Genomic DNA, 11,641 nt, shown 5'->3' on the forward strand with positions numbered 1-11,641 from the left:
CCGGGCGTCAGATTCCGGCCAGGCGCGACTTGGCGAGTGGCGGGTTCCTGGCGAAGTAGCGCTTGATGCCGCGTAGCAGCGCGTCCGCCATCTTGTCCTGGTAGGCCTCGTCGGCGAGACGCTTTTCTTCGTCCGGGTTGGAGATGAAGGCAGTCTCGACGAGGATGGAGGGGATGTCCGGCGCCTTCAGCACCGCGAAGCCGGCTTCCTCAACGTGCGCCTTGTGCAGCCGGTTGATGCCGCCGATCTCGTCCAGCACCACCTTGCCCAGCTTCATGCTGTCGTTGTTGGTGGCGGTCTGCGACAGGTCCATCAGGGTGCGGGCGAGGTGGCCGTCCTTGACGCCGATGTTCACGCCGCCGATGAGGTCGGCTGCGTTCTCCTTCTGCGCCAGCCATTTCGCGGCGGTGCTGCTGGCGCCGCGGTCGGACAGCACGAACACCGAGCTGCCATGTGCATCCGGCTTGATGAAGGCGTCGGCGTGGATGGACACGAAGAGATCCGCCTGCACGCGGCGGGCCTTGGCGACGCGCTGGTTCAGCGGCACGAAGAAGTCGGCGTCGCGCGTCATCATGGCGCGCATGTTCGGCTCGGCATCGATCTTGGCCTTGAGGCGGCGTGCGATGGCGAGGGTGACGTTCTTCTCGTAGGTGCCGCGACGACCGACTGCGCCGGGGTCCTCGCCGCCGTGGCCGGGGTCCAGCGCGATGGTGATCATGCGCGTGACCGGCACCGCCTTGTCGGAAGACTTCGGTTCGCGGGTGACGATGTCCGGCACGGGGCGCGTCGGTTCGCGCTGGATACCCGCCTGCGCATCACCCGGTACGGCGCGCGGGACGTCAGCCGGCGCGGATGCGGTGTTCGATGCGATCTGCGGTGCCGGGCCGTCCGGCTCGCCTGCGGCAGCGGCTTCCGGCGAGCGCTTCTCGATCAGCGCCATCAGCGGGTCGACCGGCTCGGTCGGGTACAGGTCCAGCACCAGGCGGTGGCCGTATTCGCCCACCGGCGGCAGCGTGAACACCTGCGGGTGGACTTCCTTCTTCAGCTCCACCACCAGGCGGACCACGCCGGGTCGGTTGCGGCCGGCGCGGATCAGCTTGATGTAGGGGTCGGCGTCGGTGATGCGTTCCGGCAGGCCTTGCAGGATGCTGTTGAACTCCACGCCTTCGAGGTCGACCACCAGGCGCTCGGGGTTCTTCACGATCTGGTGCGAGAAGCGCAGCAGGTCGCGCGCCTCCAGCGTGATGCGGGTGTAGTCCTGCGCAGGCCATACGCGCACCGCGAGCACGCGGGATTCGGCGGCGGCGAAACTGGGGGTGACGTTGAGCAGCAGGGCAGCGCCGCCGAAGCGCAGCAGCGCGCGCCGTGTCAGATCGTGGTTCGACTCAGACATGCACGGCCCCGCTCGGTGAGGGCGAGGCATTCGATATCACGCCCGTCGATCCCGCCGCCATGGGCGACGACATGCAGCCGCAGCTCGATGTCGGGCAGCGGAACGTGCGGACGGGCCTTGTCAGCCCATTCCACGAGACAGGCGCCAGTGCCGGTGAAGTATTCGTCCAGGCCGGCTTCGAGAAATTCGTCGGCATGTGTGAACCGATAGAAATCAAAGTGATACAGAGGGATTCTAGAAACTGTATAAGGTTCTAGCAAGGTGTAAGTGGGGCTTTTTACATTTCCGGTGTGGCCCAGCGCACGCAATAACCCCCGCGTGAGCGTGGTTTTGCCGGCACCGAGGTCGCCGCTCAGCCAGACCACCAGGCCGGCTTCCATGGCCGGCGCCAGCGCCGCGCCGAAGGCCTCGGTGGCGGCCGGATCGGCCAGGTGGCGCCTTATCGGTTCCTGCCCCGGCCCCGCTGGCTGCGCGGTGGAGGCGGGCTTGGCACTATCATCGGCGGCGTGAGCGGAGTCGGACATCCTGTGGAATCTCGAGAGCAACAAGTGCGGCTGGAAGGCGAGGCCCTGGCGGCGCGTATCCGCGCCTGGGGCTTCGAGCTGGGCTTCGATGCGGTGGGCTTTGCCGGGGTGGATCTGAAAGGGGCCGAGCAGGGCCTGCTGGACTGGCTGGCGGCCGGCTTCCACGGCGAAATGGATTATATGGCCCGCCATGGCGTGAAGCGGGCGCGCCCGGCGGAGCTGGTGCCGGGCACGGTGAGCGCCATTTCCGTGCGGATGAACTACTGGCCGGAGCGCGAGCTGGGCGATGCCGAGGCGGCGCTGGCCGACCCGCAGCGCGCCTACGTGTCCCGCTACGCGCTGGGCCGCGACTATCACAAGGTGTTGCGCAACCGCCTGCAGAAGCTGGCCGATCGCGTGGCGGCCGAGGTCGGCGCCTTCGGCCACCGGGTGTTCGTGGATTCCGCGCCGGTACTGGAAGTGGCGCTGGCCACGCAGGCCGGGCTGGGCTGGCGCGGCAAGCACACGCTGCTGCTGAACCGCGATTCGGGCTCCTGCTTCTTCCTCGGCGAGATCTACACCGACCTGGCGCTGCCACCCGATTCGCCGCCGGAGGAGCACTGCGGACGCTGCACGCGCTGCATCGATGCCTGTCCGACCCAGGCCATCGTGGCGCCGTACTCGGTGGACGCGCGGCGCTGCATCTCCTACCTGACCATCGAGCTGAAGGGCAGCATCCCGGAGGAATTCCGCGGCGCGATGGGCAACCGCATCTACGGCTGCGACGACTGCCAGCTGGCCTGCCCGTGGAACCGTTTCGCCCAGGTCACGCGCGAGGGGGATTTCTCGCCCCGCCACCGGCTGGACAGCGCCTCGCTGGTGGAGCTGTTCGGCTGGAGCGCGACGGACTTCGCCGAGCGCACCGCCGGTTCCGCCATCCACCGCATCGGCCACGAACGCTGGCTGCGCAACATCGCGGTGGCGCTGGGCAATGCACCGACGTCACCGGAAGTCCTGGCGGCGCTGCGCAGCAGGGTGGACGACGCATCGGCCCTGGTGCGTGAGCATGTCGCTTGGGCGCTGGACCGGCATGGTGGCGGCTGAAGGTGGCAGGTAAGGGGAGGTGGGTGGCAGGTGAGGGGGCGCATTCCGCCCGTCACGAATTCGTTAGACTCTCGTCGCGCCGCCGCTCGCTGCCGGCGCTTCGCCCTTCATCTATCTTCATCTTTCACGCCCCACCACGAATATGGCCTTCGCAGACAACCTCAAGCACCTGCCCGGCGTCTCCCACCTCTCCGCGCTGCAACTCCTGGATGCCGACGGCAAGGTCGTGGCGACCATCGAACACAAGCAGGGGCAGATCGGCTCGCTGACGCTCTACAACCACCTCGCGCAGACCTACGGCTCCATCACGCCGGACGCCGCCCGCAAGGGCCTGGAGTTGTACGCCGAGCACACCGAGGACGCCCGCGCCAACCCCGGCAAGCACCCCAACATCGACCGCCTGTTCGCGCTGGAAGCCAGCGGGAACCCGCTGCGCGTAAAGCACGTCTTCGTCGGTGGCCAGGCGGAATAAAGCACGGCCTGCCAGCGTTCTACCTCTGCATCCGTTCCATCCCACCACCAGAGAAAGGGAGTTCTGCAATGCAGCTTCGCCATGTAATCGTCCTGACCGCCGCCGCCCTCGGCACCGTTGCGGCCACCGCCCAGACCTTCAAGCCGGAAGACCAGATCCGCTATCGCCAGTCGGTGATGCAGGTCACCCAGCGCAGCCTGGGCGCCCTCAACGGCATGATCCGCGGCGATACGCCGTACAACAAGGAACTGGCGGTCAAGCACGCCGAGACCATCGCCAACCTCATCGCCTGGTCGGGCACGTCCTTCGGGCCGGGGACCGACAAGGGAGCGCCGACGCGCGCGGATGCCAAGATCTGGAGCGAGCCTGACAAATTCAAGGCGCTCTACGACAGGCACATCGCTGAAGCGGGCAAGTTGCCGGCCGCCGCGGCAGGCGATGCCAATACCCTGAAAGCCCAGTTCGCCGAGGTCACGCGCAACTGCAAGACCTGCCACGACGACTACCGCAGCCGCGAGTATCGCAACTGAGCCGGAACTGAGCCCGAGCTGTGTTGCACTGAGCCGTAGCCGGGCCCCCGGTTGATCGGGGATCGGCCGCAACAAATTTCCGTAAACGGTTGTTGTAAATCGTTTTCTGTCACGGCGCTGTCCGCGCCGTGACATCTGGAAACATTCCCTAGGTAGTTCCCTCCATCAAGGCTTGCAGGCCTTTCCCGTAGTTTCCTGGTGTCGTCGTTTCCGTCGTTCTGAGGGTGTCCCCGCTTGACAACTCGGATGGAAAAGTAAACGATTAACTTGTGAGCCGGCGAGTAGCGGCTCGCCATCATTCAGTCCAAGGAGGAAGACATATGTCCCAGAAAACCCACAGCCGCAGCGCGTTGCATGCCGTGTTCGGCACAGTGGCGTTCGCTTCCGGCGCGCTGCTGGCCCTGCCGGCAGCGGCTTACCAGGAAGCGCCGCAGCTCGCGGCGCTGGTGAAGGAGGGCAAGCTGCCCACCGTCGACAAGCGCCTGCCGGAAAAGCCGGACGTCGTGAAGCCGGTCGACAAGGTCGGCAGCTACGGCGGCACGCTGCGCAGCGCCCTGCGCGGCAACGGCGACCACAATGCCATCCTGCGTCTGGTGGGTAACCAGGGGCTGGTGCGCTGGAACCTCGACTTCCAGGGCGTATCGCCCAATCTGGCCGAGAGCTGGACGGTCAGCAAGGACGGCAGCGAATTCGTGTTCAAGCTGCGCAAGGGCCTGAAGTGGTCCGATGGTTCGCCTTTCACCGCCGACGACATCCTGTTCAGCATGAACGACGTGGTGGGCAACAAGCAGTTCCTCAGCCAGGTGCCCTCGCAATACACGGCCGACGGCAAGTACGCCGAGATCACCAAGATCGACGACACCACCGTCAAGTTCAAGTTTGCCGGTTCCTACCGCAGCTTCCTGGAGCAGTTGTCCACGCCGCTGGGCCAGCACCCGACGCTGTACAGCAAGAACTACTGCCAGCAGTTCCACCCCAAGTACAACCCGAAGGTGCAGGAACTGGTCTCCGCCGCCAAGGCGCAGGACTGGGCCGCGCTGTTCCGTGCCCGTTGCGGTGACATCGAGATCGTGACCCGCTGGGGCAACCCGGACAAACCCACGATGGATCCGTGGGTGATCGCCGAGCCGTACTCCGGTGGTGCCACCCGCGTGGCCCTGCGCCGCAACCCGTACTTCTGGCAGGTCGACACCGCGGGCAACCAGCTGCCCTACATCGACAACCTGCAGCTGCCGATCATCTCGGAAGTGGAAACCATCGTGCTCGCCGCCATCAATGGCCAGCTCGACTTCCAGGTCCGTCACATCGACAACATCCAGAACCGTCCGGTGCTGGCCGAGAACGCCGCCAAGGGCAACTACAAGGTGCTGAGCCTGCCGGGTACCGGCGCGACGTCCATCGGCGTGTTCCTCAACCAGTCGACCACGAACCCGAAGCTGCGCGAACTGATGCGCAACAAGGAGTTCCGCATCGCGCTGTCGGAAGGCATGGACCGCAAGGAGATCAACGACATCGTCTTCCTCGGTCAGGGCGAACCCTGGCAGATCGGCCCGCGCAAGCAGCACAAGTACTACAACGAGAAGCTGGCCAAGCAGTTCACCGCCTATGACCCGAAGGACGCCAACGCGCGCCTGGACAAGATGGGCCTGACGCAGCGTGATCCGCAGGGCTTCCGCCAGTACAAGGACGGTGGCCGCATCGCCATGAACGTGATCGCCAGCCTGGCGTATCCCTCGCACATCGAAGCGCTGGAACTGATGCGCAAGCACTGGGCGAAGATCGGTGTCGAGCTGGTGATCCGCGCCTCCGAACGCACGCTGTTCTACGACCGCGCCAACAACAATGACTACGACATCAGCGTCGACGCGCTGGCCGGTGGTCTGGACCCGACGCAGAACCCGCGCGGCTTCCTGGCGGTGCATCCGCAGGAGTCGCGTCAGAGCCTGCTGTGGGTGCGCTGGTACGAGAGCAAGGGCAAGACCGGCGAAGAGCCGCCTGCCAGCATGAAGAAGCGCCTGGACCTGTACGACCAGTGGAAGGATGCCGCGACCGACAGCGAAGCCGATTCGCTGTTCCGCCAGATCCTCGCCATCTCGGCCGACGAGCTGGAAGTGCTGGGCACCGTGGCGCCCCCGGGCATCACCGGCGTGCGTAGCAACAAGCTGATCAACGTCTACGACCGCATGCCGTGGAGCTGGGTGTACCCGACCCCGGGCCCGGCCCTGCCGCAGACCTGGGCATTCACGCGCTGAGAGCAGTAGCGCTGCAATGAAAAAGGGCCACGCAAGTGGCCCTTTTTTTGTTGGCTGGTCAGGTTAGCTGACGGCTGTTCAGCCCTGGGTTCAGACCTGGGTCACGAGGTACCACACCGAAATGCCTGCCAGAGCCGCCAATACGATGCCGACGAGCAGGTTGCCGCCTTGTGCGTCGCTGGCCGCCGATCCAGCGGGATACTGCTTGCGACCGCTCAGCATCGCGCTGACCAGGCGTTCGCCCTTCACCACGCGGTAGAACAGCAGGGCGGCCAGGTGCAGCAGGATCAGCACGATCAGCAGCTTGCTGTTCCAGTCATGTAATTGCGCCATCAGCAGGGCGGTGTCGCCGTCGACCAGCTTGTACAGCGGCGCTTCGAAGAGCACCTCGTCGGTCAGGAACAGGCCGGTGACGGCCTGTACGAGGCAGCACGCGAGCAGGGCCAGCACCGACAGTGCACCGAGCGGGTTGTGTCCCCCCACCACGGGGCCGCTGCCCTTCAGGTAGGCGAGGATGGTGCCGGGGCCGCGTATGAAGCTGGTGAATCGCGCGTGCGTGCCGCCGACGAAGCCCCACAGCACGCGGAAGATCAGTAGCGTCAGGATGGCGTAGCCGATGCGCGCATGCCAGGTGAGTGGATCATCCATCTTCAGCGCTTCGCTGAATTCCGCGATGACGATGTTGGCGACGATCAGGCTGGCGAACGCCCAGTGGAACAGGCGAAGCGGCAGGTCCCAGACGAGCACGCTGCGAGTGGTGGCGGTGGAGGCTGGCGAGGCGGACATGGCGGAACCCCTTCTGTGAGAGTCTGTTGCGCGGAGCAGGCCGGGCGCGAAATGGCCGGATGGCGTCCGGCAGCCCGCTATTCTGCGCCGGCCGCCGGGAAACGAAAAAGGCTCCCGCAGGAGCCTTTTCGTGTTTTTGCGAAGCGGGTCTGTAACCCAGACCACGCTCAGACCACGCTCAAACCACCGCCTCTTCCTTCGGCTTCACCGGCTTGACGAACTGCTCGCGCGACACGCCCAGCCACATGACCAGCGGGCAGGCCACCAGCACCGACGAGTAGATACCGAAGCAGATGCCGATGGTCAGCGCCATCGCGAAGTAGTGCAGGGCGGCGCCACCGAACAGCAGCATCGAGCACACCATCAGCTGCGTGCTGGCGTGGGTGATGATGGTGCGCGAGATGGTGCTGGTGATGGCGTGGTCCAGCACCTGCGGCACGGTGAGGTTGCGCACCTTCGAATTGCGGAAGGTTTCGCGCACCCGGTCGAACACCACCACCGATTCGTTCACCGAGTAGCCCAGCACGGCGAGCACCGCGGCCAGCACGGGCAGCGAAAACTCCCACTGGAAGAAGGCGAAGAAGCCCAGGATGATGATGACGTCGTGCAGGTTGGCGATGATCGCCGACACCGCGAAGCGCCACTCAAAGCGGAAGGCCAGGTAGATGACGATGCCGAAGATCACCAGCATCAGCGCCAACGCGCCGTCCTCGGCCAGTTCGCGGCCCACCTGCGGGCCCACTGCCTCATTGCGGCGCAGTTCCGGCTGCTCGGCGCTCAGGCCTTCGATGGCCTTCAGTACCTGCGCCGGCACTGCGTTGGGGTCGACGCCTTCGCGGTTGGGCACGCGGATCATCACGTCGCGCGAGGTACCGAAGTTCTGCACCTGGGCGTCCTGGTAGCCGATCTTCGTCATGGCTTCGCGGATCGGCTCCAGCTGCGGTGCTTCCTTGTAGGCCAGCTCCATGACGGTACCGCCGGTGAACTCCACCGACAGGTGCAGGCCGCGGCTGAAGAGGAAGAACACCGCGAGCAGGAAGGTGATGAAGGAGATCGCGTTGAAGATCAACGCGTGCTTCATGAACGGGATGTCTTTACGGATGCGGAAAAATTCCATGGTCCTTGTCTCCTGCGCCGGTCAGACGCCGGGTTTCCACACCGTGCCGATCGAAAGCGATTCGACCTTGCGGCGACGGCCGTAGATGAAGTTGGTGATCATGCGGCTGACCAGCACGGCAGAGAACACCGAGGTCAGGATGCCCAGGCAGTGCACCACCGCGAAGCCGCGCACCGGGCCCGAACCGAAGGCGAGCAGTGCCACGCCGGCGATCATGGTGGTGACGTTGGAGTCGAGAATGGTGGCCCAGGCGCGGTCGTAACCGGCGTTGATGGCCGCTTGCGGCGACATGCCGGCACGCAGTTCTTCGCGGATGCGCTCGTTGATCAGCACGTTGGCGTCGATGGCCATGCCCAGCGTGAGTGCGATGGCCGCGATGCCCGGAACGGTCAGCGTCGCCTGCAGCATCGACAACAGGGCGATCAGCAGCACGACGTTGGCGGTCAGGGCGAGCACCGACACCACGCCGAACAGCATGTAGTAGGCGACCATGAACGCCGCGATGGCGACGAAGCCCCACAGCGTGGAGTGGAAGCCCTTGTTGATGTTGTCTGCGCCGAGGCTCGGGCCGATGGTGCGTTCCTCGATGATCGCCATCGGGGCGGCCAGCGCGCCGGAGCGGATCAGGATGGCCAGGCGGTTCGTCTCTTCGGTGCTGAACGAGCCACTGATCTGGAACTGGTTGCCGAACTCGCCCTGGATGGTCGCCACCGAGATGGCCTCACCACGACCCTTTTCGAACAGGATGATGGCCATCCGCTTCTTCAGGTTCTCGCGGGTGGCGTCGCGCATGATGCGGCCGCCGGCCGAGTCCAGGCGCACCGAGACGATCGGCTGCTGGGTCTGCTGGTCGATCGAGGCCTGGGCGCCGACGAAGCGGTCGCCAGTGAGCACGACCTGCTTCTTGGTGGCCACCGGCATCTGCACGCCGCCGCGCATTTCCGGGAAGACATCCACGGTGATCGGCGGGGCGTTCGGGTCGGCGTCTTCGTCCACCATGCGCACCTGCAGGGTGGCGGTGCGGCCGACGAGGTCCTTGGCCTTGGCGACGTCCTGCACGCCGGGCAGCTGCACCACGATGCGGTCCACGCCCTGTTGCTGGATCACCGGCTCGGCCACGCCCAGTTCGTTGATCCGCTTGTGCAGCGTGGTGATGTTCTGGCGGATCGCATCGGACTGCGTCTCGCGCTGGGCGATCTGCGTCTGGCTGGCGATCAGCAGGAAGTCGGAACCGTCCGTGCGCTCGGTGAATTGCAGGTCGCTGCGCGTGTCGCTGATGGCGTAACGCGCCTTGGTGCGGGTGTCCGCATCGCGGAAGCGCATTTCCAGCGTGTTGCCGGCGCGCGCCACGCCGTTGTGGCGCAGGTTCTTCTCACGCAGCAGGCTGCGCACGTCGCCGCCCAAGGAGTCGAGTTGCTTCTCCAGCGCGCCCTTCAGGTCCACCTGCAGCAGGAAGTGCACGCCACCGCGCAGGTCCAGGCCGAGGTACATGGGCAGCGCATGGATGCGGGTCAGCCACTGCGGGCTGGCGGACAGCAGGTTGAGCGCGACGATGTAGCCCGGATCGTTGGCATCCGGGTTCAGCGCATGTTCCAGCGCGTCGCGGGCCTTCAGCTGCGTGTCGGTGTCCGACATGCGCACGCGCAGGCCGGTGTCGTCGCGGAACAGCCCGTCATGGGTGATCTGCGCGCCCTGCAGCACGTCGAGCACGCGCGCTTCCAGCGCAGCGTCGACCTGCACGGTCGCGCGGGCGGAAGAAACCTGTACTGCAGGCACCTCGCCGTAGAAGTTCGGCAGGGTGTAGAGAACCCCGATGGCCAGTACGGCCAGGATCAGCAGGTTCTTCCAGAGGGGATAGCGGTTCATGGTGTAGGACGGAAAGAGCGGTTGGCGGGCAACCTGAACTTAAGCGAAAGGGGGCTGGCGCCCCCTTCGATTGCTTTGCTTCAGCCGGATCAGGCGTTCTTCAGCGTGCCCTTGGGCAGCACTGCGCTGATGGTCGGCTTCTGCACCAGCACTTCGACGCCGCTGGCGATTTCCAGCTTCACGAAGCCGGTGTCGGAGGTTTCGACGACCTTGCCGGCGATGCCGCCGGCGGTGACGACCTCGTCACCCTTGGCGATGGCGTCCAGCATGGCGCGGTGTTCCTTGGCGCGCTTCATCTGCGGACGGATCATCAGGAAGTACAGCACGACGAACATCAGGATGATGGGCAGGAAACCCATCAGGCCGCCCGTGGGGTCGGCGGATGCGCCGGCTGCTTGGGCATAAGCGTTGGAAATCAGCACCTTGTTGCTCCAGGTAAGGAATGGAAAGACGGAAAGTCAGTCAATTTTTGGACGCGAGAGTATATCAGCGCGTCCCTACGCGCCGCGGTTGCGCCGCGTCACGAACTCGGACGTGAATTCGGCGAATCGGTTCGCGTCGATGGCCTCGCGCATTTCGCGCATGAGCTGCTGGTAGTAGTGCAGGTTGTGGATGGTCATCAGGCGCGCGCCGAGGATCTCGTTGGCGCGGTCCAGGTGGTGCAGGTAGGCCCGTGAGAAGTGGCGGCAGGCGTAGCAGCCGCAGGCTTCGTCGATGGGGCGGGTGTCGGTCTTGTGCTTTGCGTTGCGGATCTTGAGGTTGCCCCACTGGGTGAAGATCCAGCCGTTGCGGGCGTTGCGGGTGGGCATCACGCAGTCGAACATGTCGATGCCGCGCGACACACCGTATACCAGATCCTCGGGGGTGCCCACGCCCATCAGGTAGCGCGGCTTGTCCTGCGGCAACTTCGGCGTGGTGTGGGCGAGGATGCGCTCCATGTCCTCCTTCGGCTCACCCACCGACAGGCCGCCGATGGCGAAGCCGTCGAAACCGATTTCCTGCAGGGCCTCGCGCGATTCGTCGCGCAGGTCTTCGTACATGCCGCCCTGCACGATGCCGAACAGCGCGTTGGGGTTCTGCAGCCGGTCGAACTCGTCGCGCGAGCGCTGCGCCCAGCGCTTCGACAGGCGCATCGATACCGCAGCCTCGGTGTGGGTGGCCGGGTAGGGCGTGCATTCGTCGAAGATCATGACGATGTCGGAGTTCAACCCGCGCTGGATGCGCATGGATTCTTCCGGCGTCAGGAACAGCTTGTCGCCATTGACCGGCGAGGCGAACTTGACGCCTTCCTCGGTGATCTTGCGCAGCGCCCCCAGCGAGAACACCTGGAAGCCTCCCGAGTCGGTCAGGATCGGCTTGTCCCAGCCCATGAAACCGTGCAGTCCGCCGAACTGGCTCACCACCTCCATGCCCGGGCGCAGCCACAGGTGGAAGGTGTTGCCCAGGCAGATCTGCGCGCCGATCTCCACCAGCTCGTGCGGGCTCATCGCCTTGACCGTGCCATAGGTGCCCACCGGCATGAAGACCGGGGTCTCGACGGTGCCATGGGTCAGTTGCAGGCGGCCACGGCGGGCGCCGCCCGAGGTGTTGAGGAGTTCGAATTGCATGGGTGACGCGG

11 protein-coding genes are annotated in these 11,641 nt (G+C 65.4%); 4 read left to right on the forward strand and 7 right to left on the reverse strand.

The annotated features are described in order from the left end of the window. Positions 1–7: 7 nt before the first annotated feature. Both VVD47_RS18880 and tsaE read right to left on the reverse strand, forming a co-directional pair. Positions 8–1,393: an N-acetylmuramoyl-L-alanine amidase gene (locus VVD47_RS18880; protein ID WP_327605067.1), complete on the reverse strand. Its 1,386-nt coding sequence runs from the start codon at positions 1,391–1,393 to the stop codon at positions 8–10. Next, on the reverse strand, positions 1,369–1,917 hold the full coding sequence (tsaE, locus tag VVD47_RS18885) for a tRNA (adenosine(37)-N6)-threonylcarbamoyltransferase complex ATPase subunit type 1 TsaE (RefSeq protein ID WP_327605068.1): 549 nt from the start codon (positions 1,915–1,917) through the stop codon (positions 1,369–1,371). The genes VVD47_RS18880 and tsaE overlap by 25 nt, the downstream gene beginning before the upstream one ends. A gap of 3 nt (positions 1,918–1,920) precedes the next feature. Here tsaE and queG point away from each other — a divergent pair, with 3 nt between their 5' ends. From queG to VVD47_RS18905, 4 genes are all read left to right on the forward strand, one after another. Next, positions 1,921–3,000 carry a tRNA epoxyqueuosine(34) reductase QueG gene (gene queG, locus VVD47_RS18890; protein ID WP_327605069.1) on the forward strand — a complete coding sequence of 360 codons (1,080 nt, stop codon included), beginning with the start codon at positions 1,921–1,923 and terminating at the stop codon, positions 2,998–3,000. 142 nt (positions 3,001–3,142) lie between these two features. After that, the gene (locus tag VVD47_RS18895; RefSeq protein WP_327605070.1) at positions 3,143–3,472 is read left to right on the forward strand and encodes a DUF2322 family protein; all 330 of its coding nucleotides are present in this window, start codon (positions 3,143–3,145) and stop codon (positions 3,470–3,472) included. Between the two features lie 68 nt (positions 3,473–3,540). Then, on the forward strand, positions 3,541–4,002 hold the full coding sequence (locus VVD47_RS18900) for a c-type cytochrome (RefSeq protein ID WP_327605071.1): 462 nt from the start codon (positions 3,541–3,543) through the stop codon (positions 4,000–4,002). 320 nt (positions 4,003–4,322) lie between these two features. Continuing rightward, positions 4,323–6,254 (forward strand): ABC transporter substrate-binding protein, encoded by a 1,932-nt coding sequence (locus VVD47_RS18905; protein ID WP_327605072.1) that lies wholly within the window; start codon positions 4,323–4,325, stop codon positions 6,252–6,254. A gap of 90 nt (positions 6,255–6,344) precedes the next feature. Here the strand turns inward: VVD47_RS18905 and VVD47_RS18910 are convergent, their stop codons facing one another. The 5 genes from VVD47_RS18910 to tgt form a co-directional block, all read right to left on the reverse strand. Beyond that, a complete protein-coding gene (locus tag VVD47_RS18910; protein ID WP_327605073.1) occupies positions 6,345–7,040 on the reverse strand; it encodes a cytochrome b/b6 domain-containing protein in 696 nt (231 codons plus the stop codon). A gap of 178 nt (positions 7,041–7,218) precedes the next feature. Then, complete coding sequence (gene secF, locus VVD47_RS18915; RefSeq protein ID WP_327605074.1) at positions 7,219–8,157, reverse strand: protein translocase subunit SecF; 939 nt, start codon at positions 8,155–8,157, stop codon at positions 7,219–7,221. Positions 8,158–8,178: 21 nt separating this feature from the next. Further along, positions 8,179–10,023: a protein translocase subunit SecD gene (secD, locus tag VVD47_RS18920; protein ID WP_327605075.1), complete on the reverse strand. Its 1,845-nt coding sequence runs from the start codon at positions 10,021–10,023 to the stop codon at positions 8,179–8,181. A gap of 89 nt (positions 10,024–10,112) precedes the next feature. Next, on the reverse strand, positions 10,113–10,445 hold the full coding sequence (gene yajC / locus VVD47_RS18925) for a preprotein translocase subunit YajC (protein WP_327605076.1): 333 nt from the start codon (positions 10,443–10,445) through the stop codon (positions 10,113–10,115). Positions 10,446–10,520: 75 nt separating this feature from the next. Beyond that, positions 10,521–11,630, reverse strand: coding sequence for a tRNA guanosine(34) transglycosylase Tgt (gene tgt / locus VVD47_RS18930; protein WP_327605077.1), 1,110 nt, complete (start codon positions 11,628–11,630; stop codon positions 10,521–10,523). Between the last annotated feature and the right edge of the window lie 11 nt (positions 11,631–11,641).

This window comes from Uliginosibacterium sp. H1 (assembly GCF_036017065.1).
In the GTDB taxonomy this organism is placed as follows: Bacteria; Pseudomonadota; Gammaproteobacteria; order Burkholderiales; family Rhodocyclaceae; genus Uliginosibacterium.